Here is a 16,911-nt window from a genome sequence, read left to right as displayed (position 1 = left end):
TAAATTCGAATTTTGCTAACAGAATATGGCTGATTGTTTTCAGCAATCTATATCAATTCATTAAAGTTTATTATTATGTCATATGTTGATCGATGTCAAAAATTAAAATTGGCCTTTGATGGTGTAGAGTCAGAGTTTGACGGGATGGAATTTAGAGAGTATCAATTTCATTCTTTAGCACACGATATTTTACCAGGTAAAACCAACTATTATTGTGAAAGTCATAAGTTGGATCTTATCGAGAACATGTTTGCCCAAAACGAAATTGGTGAAATACAGGATGATGTGCATATGAATGATGTTGTTGTTGAGGAAAATAAAAACTTCAGTTATAATATTTTAAAACCAAAAGGGGATTGTAAAATAGAAAAACTAACATTTATCTTTCATGGCTTTAATGAAAAAACGTGGGATAAATATTTGCCATGGGGACAAGCTATTTGTGAGAAAACACAGAGTGCAGTTGTTTTTTTTTCGATCGCATTTCATATGCAGCGTGCACCAAAGCACTGGAGCGATAAAAAGGCAATGTTTGAATTGAGTAAAAAACGAAAAGCCCAATTTCCAAATATTATTGGTTCCTCATTATCGAATGTAGCCATCAGCATGCGGCTTCATTCCATGCCGCAAAGATTTATTTGGTCGGGTTTACAAACCTATTACGATATCATTCAATTTATTGAAGAGTGTAAAAGTGGCAAGCATGAACTAATAGATAAGGATTTTAGTTTTGATATTTTTGCATATTCTATTGGAGGTTTTTTGGCTGAAATTCTGAAGTTAACAAACCACAAAAATTATTTTAGTGAAACAAAATTGTGTTTGTTTTGCAGTGGTGCTGTATTTAATCGTTTGTCTCCTGTTTCTAAATTTATTCTGGATAGTGAAGTTAATGTTACCTTGTATTCTTATTTGGTTGAACATTTCAGCAGTTTTTTAAAGAAAGATAATCTTCTGCATCATTACATTGAAGAAGATCACATGGAAGGGAAGGTGTTTCACACCATGTTGGAATACAAGAATATGAGACATTTTAGAGAAGCTTTGTTTAAAAAAGCCGAAAATCAGATTTACGCGATAGCCTTGAAAGGAGATTCTGTTTTTCCGACTTACGAGATTGAAAATACCTTGAAAGGAGCCTCCAGAGATATTAATATTACTGTAGAGGAGCTTGATTTTCCATATTCATATTCACATGAAAATCCATTTCCAATGAATAAGGCAGAGTCTGTAAATATTGAAGAAAGCTTGGATATTGTATTTAGTAAAGTTTGTGATTTTTTGAATCAGGAATAAATCTGATTATCAAATTAAATTAATCCTTTTTTAATACAGGTTGAAATGAAAAAAAATCAGACAAATTCCAGTGCTCTTCTAATCATCGACATGCAAAAAGGCTCGTTTACATCCGCAACTCCTCGTTATGACACAGAGGGAGTTGTGAAGCGAATCAATCAATTGGCCGCAAAATTTCGTGAATATGGGAATCCTGTAATATATATACAGCACAATGGTTCGAAGCAGAATTGTTTTGTGCCGAATACCGAAGAGTGGGAAATTCTGGATGAACTAAACATTGCTGAATCTGATTTGGTTGTATATAAAACGGCGAATGATTCTTTTTATGAAACCGATCTGGAGGAGAAATTGAAAGAACTAAACGTGAGCGAATTGGTAATTACGGGATGTGCGACTGATTTTTGTGTAGAATCCACAATTCAATCTGCATTGGTTAAGAATTTTAATATTACTGTAGTTAAAGATGCGCATACAACGGCGGATCGGCCCCATTTATCTGCAGAGAAAGTAATTGAACATTACAATTGGGTTTGGAGTGATCTGATTCCAACCAAAGGAAGGGTTGAAGTTGCTGCAACCGCAGAGATCTTATTTAATACTTAGGAAATATGCCTTCTCAAGAGAGGATTGGTGATTTGTTAAGTACTACAAACAGAAGTCAAAATCATTTGTTTTTAATACATTCTATTGTAAAATATTAATACCTTTGTCGTGTCATTAGGGGTGCTTGAGTATTTATTTGGGCTGAGACTTTACCCTTTTACCTGATCTGCATAATAGTAGCGTAGGGAAATGATTCGTCTGATTTTAAATTGCCTAAGTAATTAGATAGAACCGTTTCGTTATGTACGAGGCGGTTTTCTGTTTTTACAGCCTTTTGTTTTGCAGATAATTATAACTAATTATTTGACTAATTAAAAATAACAAATGAGTTCTAAATTTAATAAGTATGCATCAGATTACGATGCGTGGTTTCTGGAAAATGAAAATGTATTGTATTCAGAAGTAAAACTTGTTGCCCATTTTCTTGAAAATGCAGGAGATGTATTCTCTGTTGGCTGTGGAAGTGGCTTGTTCGAAACAATTCTTGAAAAAGAATTCAATATTTCGATAAAAAATGGAATTGAACCTTCGGAAGGAATGGCTGATATAGCTAGGAAACGTGGCCTTAATGTGGACATAAGCACTGCGGAGGAGATGGAGTTAGGTAAGGAAAACTACGATACAATTTTGTTTAATGGTACGCCAAGCTATATTAGCGATTTACAAAAAGCATTTAATAAATCTTACGATGCTCTACGTTCAGGCGGTAAAATTGTAGTTATTGATGTTCCCAAAGAAAGTTCTTATGGAGTTTTGTATAATCTGGCAAAAGCGTTAGGCACTTGGGAACACCCATTATTAGAAGGAGTTCACCCAAGAAACCCTTATCCTATTGAGTTTGTGAAAGTAGCTAATTGGAGAACCACTGCCGAAAAAGTGGATATGCTGAAGAAATCCAATTTTAATAATCTTCAATTTGCTCAGACATTAACCAAACACCCCATAAATTCCAATTTGGTGGCTGAAGAACCAATTAACGGTTTTGATTGTGGTGATTATGTAGCTATTTGTGCACTTAAAAACTAATCGGTTATGAAAATGAGTAATAAATTAATTGAAAATTTATCTGCTATCAGAGAGCAAGCTCCCTTGGTTCATAATATTACTAATTTTGTAGTGATGAATACGACTGCAAATGCTCTGCTCGCTATTGGTGCTTCTCCAGTAATGGCACATGCCTTGCATGAAGTGAAAGATATGGTAAATATTGCTTCAGCGTTGGTAATTAATATGGGAACTTTATCGGAAGAATGGGTTGAATCGATGATTGTTGCAGGTGAAAAAGCCCGGGAAAGAAAAATACCTGTTGTATTCGATCCTGTAGGTGCAGGTGCAACGCCTTATCGAACGTCTAGTGCATTGCGAATAATTGAAACGTGCAAGCCTAATATAATAAGGGGAAATGCTTCCGAAATAATGGCTTTAGTTGATCAAACAATGCTTACGAAAGGAGTTGATAGTTCTGTGGCTGCGGATGTTGCTTTAGAATCAGCTAAAATTTTGGCATCGGGAAACAATTGTGTTGTTGTTATAAGCGGTGAGATTGATTTTATTACTGATGGAATAAAAGTTGAATCGGTTGGTTTTGGAGATCAATTGATGGCCAGAGTTACTGGAATGGGATGCACAGCAACAGCAGTTTTGGGTGCATTTGCTGCAACAAATCCCAATACATTTCAGGCGGCAGTATTTGGGATGATGGTGATGGGAATTACTGGCGAATGTGCTGCGTCTAAGTCTATTGGACCTGGAAGTATGCAAATGCATTTTATTGATTGTCTGTACAGTTTATCTGAAATAGAAATTGAAAAAGCAACTTGTATTTTACAATGAGAAAGGAAGATCTAAAATTGTATCTTGTTACTGACAGTGACCTTGCGAACGGGAAACCTCTTGCAGAGATTATTGAAGCTGCCATTAAAGGAGGCGTGAGTATGGTACAAATTCGCGAAAAGAATTCGACGACTAGAGAATTCTATGAATTGGTAATGTCGGTAAAACACATTTTAAAAGTTTACAATGTACCATTAATTGTTAATGATAGGTTGGATATTGCCTTGGCTGTTGATGCGGATGGTTTACATATAGGACAGAGTGATTTGCCCTATAAGGAAGCTAGAAAAATTCTAGGATTCGATAAGATCATTGGATTATCCGTGGAGAGTATCGAACAGGCAAGAGAGGCAAATGATTTGGATGTAGATTACATTGGTTTATCGCCTGTCTTTTCGACGCAAACAAAGAGCGATATTGCTAAACCATTGGGGCTTGATGGGATAAAGGAGATTGCTTCTTTTTCAAAACATCCATGCGTGGCTATTGGCGGGATCAATAAGAATAATTTGGGAAGTATTATAGAGGCAGGGGCTGATGGCGTTGCTCTTGTTTCTGCAATAATTTCGCAGGAATATCCTGAAAAAGCAGCAAGAGAATTAAAAAAGATTATTGATAGTATAATGAATGAACACATTGAGTAAATGGACTGGAGTACAAAAGCCTGGGAATCAATTGAGGAAATCTACACACAAATATTGAACTTATCCTTTATAAAGGAATTGACTAGTGGTACGCTTGAACGGGAAAAATTCAATTTTTATTTGGAGCAGGATTCTATTTATTTGGCTGAATTTGGGAAAGTGCTGGCAGGTATTGCCTGTAAATTAGATAAGTCGGAGCATAGAAAGATTTTTTTGAGTTTTGCTCTTGATACGGTGGCTGTTGAACAGGCATTGCATCAGTTTTATTTGCAAAACAGGAAGAAAGTCGTAGAAGCTTCGCCTTCTTGTTTGCTGTATACCTGCTATATTCATAAACAATTGGCAACAACTTCGATCGAGGAGGCTGTTGCTGCTATTTTGCCATGCTTTTGGATCTACAAAAAAGTTGGAGATTATATTTTGGAAAATCAGATACCTGGTGAGAATCAGTACCAAAATTGGATTGATACTTATGGAGGAGATGAATTTTCGGAAGCGGTTGAGTTGGCTATTGACATTTGCAACGAATTGGCTAAAGGAACTACGATATGCAATCAAAATAAAATGATTGATGCTTTTGTAATGGCGTCGAAATTAGAATGGATGTTTTGGAAAAGTGCCTATGAAATGGAGGAGTGGCCTGTAAAATCAAATATAATTTATGTATGAAAACATACAATAGAGTTTTAAGTATAGCCGGAAGTGATTCCGGAGGAGGAGCTGGAATTCAGGCTGACATTAAATCAATTTCGGCTTGCGGTTGCTATGCTGCAACGGCAATAACAGCAATAACAGTTCAAAATACCTTGGGCGTGAGTAATGTTCATGCTGTTCCAGATCAGATTTTGCAGGAGCAAATTGAATCAGTTCTTTCAGATATTGGTGCCGATTCCATAAAAATTGGCATGTTGCATTCTTCAAATACAATTCTTGCTGTTTGCAGCGTTTTGGATCAATACAAGGGCATAAAGAATATTGTTTTGGATCCAGTAATGGTTGCAACATCGGGTGATGTTTTATTGTTGGATGAGGCGGTTGATACACTAAAAAGGTTTTTGATTCCAAGAGTAAGAGTGATAACACCGAATGTTCCGGAAGCTGAAATTTTATTGGGCCGAAAGATTGAATCTCAATCGGAATTTATTCCTTGCGCCAAGGAATTAGCAAATTTATTTCAGGTTTCAGTTTTGCTAAAAGCGGGTCACTTAGACGATGATGATTTAATTGATGTTTTTTACGATTTTGAAAATCAGGAGAGTATATCGATGAAATCCAAACGGTTAAATACAAGAAATACTCATGGAACCGGGTGTTCAATGTCATCAGCTTGTGCTGCTTTTCTGGCTCGTGGTTTCGATTTGCAAATGGCGGTACAGTTGGCTAAAAATTACATTAACAATGCAATTGTGGCTGGGGTTGATTACCGGATTGGTGAAGGGAATGGGCCTGTGAATCATTTTTACGAATACTGGAAGTAATGAAAACAAGAGGTCTTTTTATCCGGCAAGTTTGGGAGCTGGTTCATCCTACATTTCAAGAAATAACCTCATGTCGATTTGTTTGTGAACTAGCAGATGGTTCACTGCCAAAAAGTTGTTTTGCACATTATTTAACTCAGGATGTATTGTATCTTATAAAAGATGCAGAAGCTTTAGGGAATTTAAGTAAGCGGGCGACTATGGCAGAGGATCAATTGTTTTTTGAAGAATTGCGAAATGATGGTCTTCAAGTTGAGCTTGTGATAAGAGAAGAATACCTCGGTTATTACGAACTTCAGGAAGCAGCAAGTCAATCCAAAGCTTTCGCTGATTATTCCGATTTTTTACTAAAGCATTCATTGGAATCGCCTTATGAAGTTGCATGTGCAGCCTTATTACCCTGTTTTTGGATTTATGGAGCAGTTTGTGATTTTATAATTGCAAGAATGACTGAAAATAATCCATATCAAAAGTTTATTTCAACTTACTCAGGTGATGAATATTATTCATATCTAAACACATTTATTGAAATAGTGGAGCAAAATTTTGTGAATTCATGTTTTCAAGAAGATATGATCAATGTTTTTATTGAAGCAAGTGAGCATGAATTGCGTATTTTTGAAGAATCAATGCTGTTTGCAAAGTAGTACTGATAAATGGTCAGTTTTAATTGAAAATCTATTGATTGAATCATGAAAATCACAAATGAAACAGCACTTCTGCTAATCGATCTTCAAAAAGGATTTGAGGATATTGAGCATTGGGGTGGAGAAAGAAATAATCCTGAAGCAGAAAAAAAAGCGGCTGAAATTTTGAAAGTCTGGCGTGAAAGAGGATTGCCTTTATTTCACATTAAACATTGTTCTACTACACCAAGTTCGCCTTTTGTTGAAGGTAATCCTGGAAATGAATTCCTGGAATTGACCAGACCAATTGAGGGTGAACCTGTGATTAAAAAGAATGTGAATTCGGCCTTTATTGGTACAAATTTAAAAGAACTGATTGATGAAAAAGGCATAACTAAATTAGTGATTGTTGGCTTGACCACAGATCATTGCATTTCTACTACGACAAGAATGGCTGGTAACTTTGGCTACGAAACTTACTTAATTGAAGATGCAACTGCTGCTTTTGATAAAATTGGTGTTAATGGTGAGAAATTCTCTGCTCAGCTTATTCACGATACAGCATTGGCAAGTTTGCACGGAGAGTTTGCAACTGTTCTTGATACAGATGAGTTTTTAAATTATTTGAAGTAGAGATCGTTTTCTATTAAACTAAGGCATCAAACAATATTTCAACCGGATGCAGGGCTTCACGTTCTGTTTCATCTTTTATTTGATGACGGCAGGAGGTGCCTGAAGCTGCTATTAGTGTTGTTTTAGGTGCTTTTCGTACCTCGGGGAGGAGCACTAATTCACCAACTTTTTTACTTAAATCGTAATGCTCTTTTTCGTAACCAAACGATCCGGCCATGCCACAACAGCCAGATTGAATTTCCGTTGCGCTATAGTTCTCGGGGAAGCTTAATATCTCTTTTATGGGTAAGGATGAGGCTAAAGCTTTCTGATAACAATGTGTGTGGAATTTTACTTCTTTTTTTGCTGTAGTAAATTGTTCTTTTTTAATTCTGCCGTTTTTCATTTCCTGATACAAATACTCTTCAATTGTAAAGGTGTTTTTCGATAGTCTTTTAGCATCTTCTATCATATCCGGAGTTACCAACTCAGGATACTCATCACGAAAAGTAAGTATTGCTGATGGTTCAATTCCAATTAGCGGATATTCTTCCGTGATTAGATTTTTAAGCAGGTTCACGTTTTTTATTGCCAGGAATTTAGCCTTTTTCACCAATCCTTTCGATAGATAAGTTCTGCCGCTTTCAAAGTGTTTTGGAATAACAACCTGATAATTCAGATGTTCAAGCAGTTGAATTGTTTTGATGCCTATTGGAGTATCATTGTAGTTTGTAAATTCATCAGCAAAGAGATATACTTTCTTTTTAGCAGATTCTTTTTGGGATGAAGAATGCCATTTTCGCAACGTTGTTTTGTGCAGCTTAGGAATACTTCTTTCTTCAGCAAAACCAAGATTCTTTTTTACAATTTTGCCTATTGTGGGATGTTGATTCACATAGTTGAACAGGCTGGGAGCATAACTACCCAATTGATTTATTTTTGTGATGTTGGCAATTAGCCTGCTTCTAAAAGGAACTGGATTTGAATCGAAATATTGTTGTAAAAATTCAGCTTTTAGCTTGGCCATATCAACGCTCGACGGACATTCAGATTTACAAGCCTTACACGATAAGCATAAATCCAATATGTCGTATAATTCCTTGTGATTGAATGGATTTATTTTGTTCGAATCGGTAAGAAATTCACGAAATAAATTGGCGCGGGCTCTGGTGGTAAGCTTTTCATCCAGTGTGGCCTGATAGCTTGGACACATTCCTTTGCCGGTGATATGCGTGTTTCTGCAATCACCGGATCCGTTGCAACGTTCTGCAGCACGAACAATCCCCATGTCGTTGGAGAAATCGAAATAAGTTTGAATGTCGCGCGTTTTCTGATCGGCTTCATAACGCAAATGGGTATTCATTTTAGGTGTATCTACAATCTTGCCGGGATTAAAGATGTTGTTGGGATCCCAGCATTGTTTGATATCCCGCAAGAGCTGATAGTTTTGTTCTCCAATCATAATGGAAATAAATTCACCACGCAGTCTTCCATCACCATGCTCACCACTCAACGATCCATTGAATTTTTTCACCAGTTTCGCAGAATCCAAACCAATGGCATGAAATTTTTCCTGATCCTTCGAATCTTTTAAATTCAACACAGGTCGCATGTGAATTTCACCGGTTCCAATATGTGCATGAAATACACATTGAATCTCATGCTTTTTCATCAAATCTTTAAATTCGGCAATATAATCGTATAATATTTCAGGAGTTACCGAGGTATCTTCAATTAAGGAAACTGGTTTGGCATCACCTTTCATATTCGATAAAATTCCCAGAGCAGATTTACGTAAATCCCAAACTCGCGACATGTTATCTGCTCCTGAAACGATAGGGAAATGATAGCCCAGTTTTTGTTCTCTAAATTCAGCTTCCATTTCCCGGGCAATTTTATCAATTTCGTTTTTTGATTCTCTGGCAAACTCAATTATGAGTAATGCACCCGGATTTCCTTTCAAAAAGAATCGGTTTTTTGCTTGTGTAATATTTCCTTCCGTTAATTTCAGAATCTGATCGTCCATTAATTCGACAGCACCAGGGTGATATTTTAAAGCAATAAGATTGCCTTGAATTGCATCTTCCAGATTTTCAAAATGAGCGCAAATCAATGCTTTTTCCTTAGGAGGAACCGGTACCAAGCTTAATTTTATTTCGGTTGTGAGAGCCAATGTTCCTTCTGATCCAGCTAAAAGCTGACTGAAATTAAACGCATTTCCCTTTGAATTGAAAGGAGAGGAAGACGCCAGTATATCAATGGAATATCCGGTGTTTCTTCTTTTTATTTTTGGATCAGGATATTCTCGTGCAATTGCTTCCTGATTTTCATCAGATGATAGAATACTTTTTATTTGCTGATACAACTTAGATTCCAAACCTTTGTTTTCATTGCATTTAAGTTCAAATTCTTCATTGCTTAAAGGAGAAAAAAGAGCTTTACTTCCATCGCTTAGCAGACAGGTTACTTCGATAGTGTGATCGCGCGTACTTCCATAGATAATTGAATGCGATCCGCAGGAATTATTTCCCAGCATTCCACCCAGCATGCAACGACTGCTTGTTGAGGTTTCCGGACCAAAGAACAAACCGTAATCTTTCAAATACATGTTTAATTCATCGAGTATTACGCCGGGCTGAACGCGAACCCATGCTTCCTCTTTGTTGACTTCAATAATTTTAGTGAAGTGTTTTGATAGATCAACCACAATTCCATCACCAACTACCTGTCCTGCCAAAGATGTTCCTGCGGCTCTCGGGATGAGTGCTAAATTTTCATCAGATGCAAACCGAATTAAGTGTTGTAAGTCATTTTCTGTCTTAGGATAACAAACTGCCAGGGGAAGAACCTTATAAGCAGAAGCATCTGTTGCATAAATAAGACGTGTAGTCATGTCACGAAAAAGTTCGCCATCCATTTTTGCATTAAGTTCCTCAAATAGTGCAGTTTGCTTCGTATATTCCATAGTGTTGGTGTAATTGTAGTGTTAGATTCTTCAAAACTGAAATTACATTTTTATTTTAAAATGCCGGCTTATTGAGAATGAATATTTATTAAAAAAATTAATTAAAAACTTTAAAATATTTTTGATTTAGGAATCTAAAGTTTGCATTTTATTCATACTTTTGTAAAGTCGAGATTACAAAACTGATTAAAATACTGAACATCAATGGACTTATTGCAGAGAATTAAGGAAAATGCGCGTTTAAGTGGTAAAACAATTGTATTACCTGAAGGAACAGAGGAGAGAACTTTACAAGCTACTGACATCCTATTAAGTGAAAAAATCGCTAAGATCATTCTAATTGGAAACCCTGATGAAATTGCTTCTGAGGCGACTCGCTTAAATTTGAAAAATATCGGTGAAGCGATAATTGTTGATCCAAAAAAACATGACAAAATGGAGGCTTATGCTGAAATTTTAGTTGAATTGAGAAAGAGTAAAGGAATGACAATGGAAAAAGCCATGGTTTTGGTTCAGGATCCATTGTATTTGGCAACCTTAATGATTAAAGCCGGTGATGCAGACGGCGAAGTTGCAGGTGCTTTAAATGCTACCGGTGATGTATTACGTCCTGCATTTCAGATTATAAAAACAATGCCGGGTATTTCTGTGGTATCAGGTGCTTTTATAATGATTTTAAAAGATAAAACATTTGGTGATAATGGAATGATGGTATTTGCAGATTGTGCAGTTCATCCTAATCCTACAGCAAGTGAATTGGCTGAAATTGCCGTAGCAACTGCAAAAACCACAAAAGCAATTGCTAAAATGGAACCTCGTGTAGCCATGTTAAGTTTCTCTACTATGGGATCTGGTAAACACGAAATGGTTGATAAAGTAGTTGAAGCAACTCGTTTGGCAAAAGAAATGGCACCGGAATTTCAAATTGATGGAGAATTGCAGGCTGATGCAGCTATTGTAGAAGCAATCGGTGCTCAGAAAGCTCCAAACAGCGCAGTTGCCGGAAGAGCTAATGTTTTGGTTTTCCCTACTCTGGAAGTTGGAAATATTGCTTATAAATTGGTTCAGCGTTTGGCAGGAGCAGAGGCTGTAGGTCCTATCCTACAAGGAATGGCCGCTCCAATTAACGACTTGTCAAGAGGTTGTTCTGTCAGCGATATAGTAAACTTGGTTGCTATAACGGCGAATCAGGCTGCAGGATTATAATAAATCAAATATCAAACAAAATATAAAACAAAATTCTGATGAACGTTCTAGTTTTTAATTGTGGTAGTTCTTCCTTAAAATATCAGTTATTGAGTATGGGTGAAGAAGCCACTTTGTTGGCAAAAGGTCTTGTAGAGAGAATTGGTCTTAAAGAAGGCGTTATTTCTCACAAACCAGAGGGGAAGAAGAAGTTCGAGTCGGTTCAGGATATTCCAAATCATGGAGTAGCAATCGACCTTGTACTAAAAGCATTGGTTCACCCTGAACATGGTGTTATCTCAAGTATTAAAGAAATAGATGCTGCTGGTCATCGTGTAGCTCATGGTGGTGAGTATTTTAAAGATAGTGCGCTTATTGATGCGAAGGCAAAAGAATTAATAGCGTCGTGTTGTGAATTGGCACCACTTCATAATCCAGCTAATTTAGAAGGAATTCTTTCTATGGAAAAATTACTTCCCGGTATTCCTCAGGTTGCTGTTTTTGATACATCTTTTCACCAAACGCTTCCACCAGAGGCATTTATGTATGGATTGCCATATGATTGTTACGAAACTCTTCGTGTACGTAAATATGGTTTTCACGGAACCAGTCATAAATTTGTAGCTAACAAAGCATGTCAAATTTTGGGATGGAACATTGAGGATAAGAAAATTGTTAGCTGTCATTTGGGTAACGGAGCATCTGTTTGTGCAATTGATGGTGGAAAATCTGTTGAAACTTCGATGGGATTTACTCCAAATGAAGGTTTGTTAATGGGTACCCGTACAGGTAATCTTGATTTGGGTGCACTTCTTTATATTGCAGAAAAGAAAAATTTGTCGATTGATGAAACAAACAAATTGATAAATAAGCAAAGTGGATTGGCTGGAATTTCAGGTATTTCTTCGGATATGAGAGATTTGGAAGTTGCTGCCGAAGGAGGAAATAAAAGAGCTCAATTGGCTTTGGATATGTTTGCTTATCGCGTGAAGCGTTTTGTAGGTTCATATACTGCATCAATGGGAGGTGTTGATTTGGTAATCTTTACTGGTGGAATTGGAGAGAATGATTCAATTTCCCGTGCAAAAATTGCCGGAGATTTTGCTTACCTGGGTCTTGATTTTGATTTAGAAAAGAATGATGGTTTGCGTGGTAAAGATGCAATCATCTCTAAAGAAGGATCTAAGGTGAAAGCCATGGTTATTACAACAAACGAAGAATTGGTTATTGCTTCAGATACTCAGCGTATTGTAAGTGCATTGAATTAATTCGGTGAATAATAATATAGTAAAGCTCTGTCGAAAGACAGGGCTTTTTTTTATTTGCAAAACGGGCAGGTCTAAAATTCTCATCCATATATCAGACAAAAAAATAAATAGGTTATATTTTTTTTGAAACAAAAGATCAGAATTATCGTTAAGACACTAGTATTCATCTGCTAAATATGATTTGTGCAGCTCAAACTGAATTCTATGATTAGAACATCTACTTTATCAGTTCAATTTTTTCTTATTTTATTGTTGATCTCAAATTCATTTTCTTCAGAAGGGCAGAGAACGAATTTTAGATTTTATCAATACAACAAGGAGAATAAACTCAATGAAGAATTGGTAAAATCCTCCCAGCAGGATTCTTTGGGTGTATACTATTTTGCCACCGATGATGGAGTATTATTCCTGCATAATGATCATTTTGTACCACTCATTTTACCAGAAGGGAAATCGAACTATTTTAAAGAATTGTTCAAAAGGAAGAGTGGAGAACTTTTGGCTGTTTCCGATGATGCTGTTTATAAAATTAAAGGATCATTGGAAAAAGCAGAGCTGAAATTGTTTATTGAGTGCAATACCGATCCATCTAAACCCAAATACCCAAAGCATTTGTTTGAGGATCAGAAAAATGATTTATGGATTACAGATTATAATCATATTTACAGATATAAGGGAGATACTGTTGAAAAATTCAGGATGGATGAAAAAAACCTGACCTCATCTTATATCAGATCTTTTCAGTTTCTGGAGTGCGACAATGGAAATTTGATTGTAGTGTCTCAAAAGGGATGGTTTTATAATTTTGATTCTCAAAACAATACATTTACCGATTCAGATTTTAATCTGAATCTAATCATTCATTCTTCTTTTAAAATCGGAGCCAATGAATTTTTACTGGGTACCTCTGAAGGTATTATTAAGATAGTATTTGATTCACAGGCCAAAGTAATTAGGGAAGATGTAATTACAGAGAATATAATGGCATCTTGTTTCGAAAGGATTTCGGATAATAAAATATTAATTGGAACATGGTTTCAAGGACTGGCAGAGCTTGATATCGCAGATAAGTATTCTGTATCCAATGTTGGTGGCTTCCCTTATTTTACGGTTAATGATATCTTTTTGGATGATTTTGGAAAGTATTGGGCATCCACAAATTCCGGAGCAGTACTTATGGAAAAGAAGTTCTTTTCATATCAATTTCAATCTTCGAATTCGGAATATATTGCATCTATTGATCTATCTGATGATGGGAATGTAAATTTTGCCGGTACAATGAGCCTTTTCAAGGTGGATGATAAAAAAGGCATTGAAAGGCTGCCGGTTAATTTTGAGGGATCGCTTCATGTTTTTAAGTGTTCGGGAGATTTAAAACTAATAGGCACTGAGCAAGGTCGCTTATATGTTTTTAAAGGCGAAGATTTACTTTTGGATATAGCCGTTTCAAATCAGGCAGTTACCAGTATTCAGATTCCTTCGGAACAAATTGCTTGGGTAGTTGCCAACAAAGAATTATTTGAGGTTGATTTAACGACAGGTAAGGTGAAGAGTTATCTTGATTCATTTCGGGGGAAGCGCATAGTACAGGATATCTGTTTAGATTCAAAAAAGAATCTTTATATAGGCGGGGAGTTTAAGCACTCTTATTTGTTTAAATATGATCTTGCCAAAGATTCGATTATTAATATCAGCAAACCAATTTCATTTGCAATAGGCGAAGATTTTTGGGTGATAGATCTTGAGATGAATAAGGATATGTTGTATATGGGCACTTCGGAGGGGTTGTTAAAATACACCGAAAATCTTGTTGAGAGAGTTGACTTAGGAGAAATGTCAAATAGTGAAGTTAATTCTGTTGCAATTGACAAACAAAATTCAATATGGCTGACAACAAGTAAAGGAGTAGTTCGTAAGCAAAAAGCAGATATTTCCTTGTTTACACAGGAGCAGGGCTTGCCTTCAAAAACATTTATAAACCGAAGTTTACTGGTTGATTCGAAGAATTATTTATGGGTAGGAACTTCTAATGGTATTGCTTTTGCATCGGTATCAGATTCTATTCTGCCAACTCCAATGCCATTAGTATATGCAGCAGATAACGAAGGGGAGCTTATTCTTCAAAATAATTCTGTTTCGATGAGGGCAAACTCCATGTTATTATTGGATGTTGCAGCCAGCATTTATCCGCAGAAACAAAATAAATTTCAATATTGTACAATTAATGCCTCTCAAAAAAAACTTGAATGGAAAGAGCTGTCTGCAAAAAATCAGATTTTACTATCCGATTTAGAAGCTGGGAGGTATAAAATTTGTGTTCGTGGAAAACATGAAGGAAATTATACCTGGAGCGAACATCGTATAATTACACTTGTAGTTAAACAGGTATGGTATTTAAGTTGGTATACTATTCTCACGGAAATTTTAATCGTATCATTTCTGATATATTTAACGAATGAATACAGTAAAAGAAGAACAAAAAAGAATTTGTTAGCACTCGAGAAGATTGTCTCTGACAGAACAAGTCAGTTGCAAAATGCAAATGAGAATTTATCGACAGCGAATATTGCAAAAGATAAATTTCTATCGATAATTGCTCACGATCTAAGGAATCCGTTTAATGCCATTCGCGGGTTTTCAAGAATTCTGATTAAGGATTCTGATATTTTGACGGAAGAAGAAAAAAATGAGCTGATCGAGACCATATACAGAAGTTCTGATGATACATTTAAGCTTTTGGAAAGTTTATTGGAATGGGCCAATGTTCAGAAGGGAAATTTTAAATTAAATGTGGAAGAGTTTGATTTGAAATCTCTTTTGGAAAAGAACCTGAGTATTCATAAGAGTTTGGGATTGTTAAAAGGGCTTGAGGTAAAAGGTGAATTTGATCATGTAAATGTGAAAGCAGACAAAGCGATGATAGATACTGTGATTCGGAATCTAATGTCAAATGCAATTAAATTTTCATTTTCTGGTCAAACAATTGCATTAAGTTTGAATCGGACAAATGGTTTTGTTGTGATTAAGGTTTCTGATCAGGGAATTGGAATGACGGAAAAGCAATTGGAACAACTCTTTAAAATTGATACAGTATTTACCAGCGAAGGTACTGCAAATGAATCTGGTACAGGATTTGGACTAATGCTCTGCAAAGAATTTGTAGAATTGAATGGAGGTGAAATTTGGGCGGAAAGCGTAAAAGATAAAGGGACAAGTTTCTTTTTCTCAATTCCCAAAATAAAATAACTGAAATCCAAGAAATTCTTTCATGTGTGCCTATAAAATTTCAATCTGCAATAATAATCACTGTAAAAGATAATATTTGTAGGTTTTGGCGTCTGTTTTCAATGCAATTCGTAATTATTTTCTATTTTTGCCTTACAACTTAAACAATAAGGATTTAATTTCCTGAAACACATTCACTAAAAAAAAAATATTGAAAATGATTACACGTTTAGATCAAATCATTGATGTTCTTAAAAACCGCGAAAAGAAGCGTTTGGTAGCGGCTTATGCAAACGATTCTCATACTATTGGAGCTGTAAATGATGCAGTGCAGCATGGTATTATTGATGCAACATTGGTTGGCGACAGGGAAACTATTGAGAAAACTTGTGCGGAACACAATTTTGACATCGCTAGGTTTACTGTTATTCACGAACCGGATGAATTGAAGGCAGCCCAAAAAGCAGTGGAGTTGATCAATAACGGAGAAGGTGATATGATAATGAAAGGCCTTGTTAGTACAGATAAGTACATGAAGGCAATTTTAAATAAAGAAACCGGACTAATGCCTCCGAAAGCAGTTTTAAGTCATGTTACTGTTATGGAGAATCCGAATTACTACAAATTAATGGTAGTAAGTGATGTGGCTGTTATTCCTCAGCCCGATTTAGATCAGAAGATTGCCATCACAAACTATGTTATAAATGTTGCACGTGCTTTGGGTATCGAGAAACCTAAGGTTGCCTTAATAGCAGCTTCGGAACAGGTTTTGCCAAAAATGCAGGCATGTGTCGATGCAGCCATCATTTCGAAAATGGCAGATCGCGGTCAAATTAAAAATGCTTATGTTGACGGCCCTTTGGCAATTGATGTTGCTATTGATAAAGAATCTGCAGAGATTAAGAAATTAGATTCGATGGTTGCAGGTGATGCCGATTGTATGGTATTTCCAAATATTGAAGCAGGTAATGTATTTTACAAGGTGAATACCAAATTGGCAAATGCTGAGCTGGGAGCTATGGTTGTTGGTGCCAAATGTCCGGCAATTCTTTCTTCTCGCGGCGATAGTGTCAAAACCAAATTGTATTCTATCGCTTTGGCAGCTTTGGTGGCTTCAAAATAAGTTACAGGTGTCAGGTGTTAAGAGACAAGTAACAAGTACTGCGTTTTGTT

The 16,911-nt window shown here is 36.1% G+C and carries 14 protein-coding genes and 1 riboswitch; of the genes, 13 read left to right on the top strand and 1 reads right to left on the bottom strand.

Annotated elements, in window-relative coordinates; all coding sequences use genetic code 11:
• The first annotated feature begins 75 nt into the window (after positions 1-75).
• The 9 genes from ACHZAX_RS10585 to ACHZAX_RS10545 all read left to right on the top strand — a co-directional run bounded on the left by ACHZAX_RS10585 (position 76) and on the right by ACHZAX_RS10545 (position 7,116).
• The gene (locus ACHZAX_RS10585) at positions 76-1,296 is read left to right on the top strand and encodes a DUF6051 family protein (RefSeq protein WP_320019088.1); all 1,221 of its coding nucleotides are present in this window, start codon (positions 76-78) and stop codon (positions 1,294-1,296) included.
• A 45-nt stretch (positions 1,297-1,341) separates the two neighbouring features.
• Entirely contained in the window at positions 1,342-1,902 is a 561-nt protein-coding gene (locus tag ACHZAX_RS10580; protein ID WP_320019087.1) for a cysteine hydrolase family protein, read from the top strand.
• 106 nt (positions 1,903-2,008) lie between these two features.
• Positions 2,009-2,107: riboswitch (TPP riboswitch) on the top strand.
• Positions 2,108-2,226: 119 nt separating this feature from the next.
• Complete coding sequence (locus tag ACHZAX_RS10575) at positions 2,227-2,928, top strand: class I SAM-dependent DNA methyltransferase (RefSeq protein ID WP_320019086.1); 702 nt, start codon at positions 2,227-2,229, stop codon at positions 2,926-2,928.
• 12 nt (positions 2,929-2,940) lie between these two features.
• A complete protein-coding gene (gene thiM / locus ACHZAX_RS10570) occupies positions 2,941-3,735 on the top strand; it encodes a hydroxyethylthiazole kinase (protein ID WP_245870259.1) in 795 nt (264 codons plus the stop codon).
• Positions 3,732-4,379 carry a thiamine phosphate synthase gene (gene thiE, locus ACHZAX_RS10565; protein WP_101308679.1) on the top strand — a complete coding sequence of 216 codons (648 nt, stop codon included), beginning with the start codon at positions 3,732-3,734 and terminating at the stop codon, positions 4,377-4,379. Before thiM ends, thiE begins: the two co-directional genes overlap by 4 nt.
• Positions 4,380-5,048, top strand: a complete 669-nt coding sequence (tenA, locus tag ACHZAX_RS10560; RefSeq protein ID WP_101308678.1) for a thiaminase II — start codon at positions 4,380-4,382, stop codon at positions 5,046-5,048.
• A complete protein-coding gene (gene thiD, locus ACHZAX_RS10555; protein WP_320019085.1) occupies positions 5,045-5,857 on the top strand; it encodes a bifunctional hydroxymethylpyrimidine kinase/phosphomethylpyrimidine kinase in 813 nt (270 codons plus the stop codon). The genes tenA and thiD overlap by 4 nt, the downstream gene beginning before the upstream one ends.
• A complete protein-coding gene (locus ACHZAX_RS10550) occupies positions 5,857-6,504 on the top strand; it encodes a TenA family protein (RefSeq protein WP_320019084.1) in 648 nt (215 codons plus the stop codon). Before thiD ends, ACHZAX_RS10550 begins: the two co-directional genes overlap by 1 nt.
• A 45-nt stretch (positions 6,505-6,549) precedes the next feature.
• Positions 6,550-7,116 carry a cysteine hydrolase family protein gene (locus ACHZAX_RS10545; RefSeq protein ID WP_320019083.1) on the top strand — a complete coding sequence of 189 codons (567 nt, stop codon included), beginning with the start codon at positions 6,550-6,552 and terminating at the stop codon, positions 7,114-7,116.
• Positions 7,117-7,129: 13 nt separating this feature from the next.
• Here the strand turns inward: ACHZAX_RS10545 and ACHZAX_RS10540 are convergent, their stop codons facing one another.
• Positions 7,130-10,060 (bottom strand): FAD-binding and (Fe-S)-binding domain-containing protein, encoded by a 2,931-nt coding sequence (locus tag ACHZAX_RS10540; RefSeq protein WP_320019082.1) that lies wholly within the window; start codon positions 10,058-10,060, stop codon positions 7,130-7,132.
• A 204-nt stretch (positions 10,061-10,264) separates the two neighbouring features.
• On the opposite strand from ACHZAX_RS10540, the gene pta reads away from it, so the two are divergent.
• The 4 genes from pta to ACHZAX_RS10520 all read left to right on the top strand — a co-directional run bounded on the left by pta (position 10,265) and on the right by ACHZAX_RS10520 (position 16,861).
• Complete coding sequence (gene pta, locus ACHZAX_RS10535; RefSeq protein WP_101308673.1) at positions 10,265-11,266, top strand: phosphate acetyltransferase; 1,002 nt, start codon at positions 10,265-10,267, stop codon at positions 11,264-11,266.
• A gap of 38 nt (positions 11,267-11,304) precedes the next feature.
• The gene (locus ACHZAX_RS10530; RefSeq protein ID WP_101308672.1) at positions 11,305-12,513 is read left to right on the top strand and encodes an acetate/propionate family kinase; all 1,209 of its coding nucleotides are present in this window, start codon (positions 11,305-11,307) and stop codon (positions 12,511-12,513) included.
• 204 nt (positions 12,514-12,717) lie between these two features.
• A complete protein-coding gene (locus ACHZAX_RS10525) occupies positions 12,718-15,759 on the top strand; it encodes a sensor histidine kinase (protein ID WP_320019081.1) in 3,042 nt (1,013 codons plus the stop codon).
• Positions 15,760-15,955: 196 nt separating this feature from the next.
• Positions 15,956-16,861 carry a bifunctional enoyl-CoA hydratase/phosphate acetyltransferase gene (locus tag ACHZAX_RS10520; protein ID WP_156197111.1) on the top strand — a complete coding sequence of 302 codons (906 nt, stop codon included), beginning with the start codon at positions 15,956-15,958 and terminating at the stop codon, positions 16,859-16,861.
• Positions 16,862-16,911: the final 50 nt, after the last annotated feature.

The sequence above is a fragment of the Labilibaculum manganireducens genome (assembly GCF_963665805.2).
Classification (GTDB): Bacteria; Bacteroidota; Bacteroidia; order Bacteroidales; family Marinifilaceae; genus Labilibaculum; species Labilibaculum manganireducens.
This window is presented reverse-complemented; position numbering and strand designations above follow the sequence as displayed.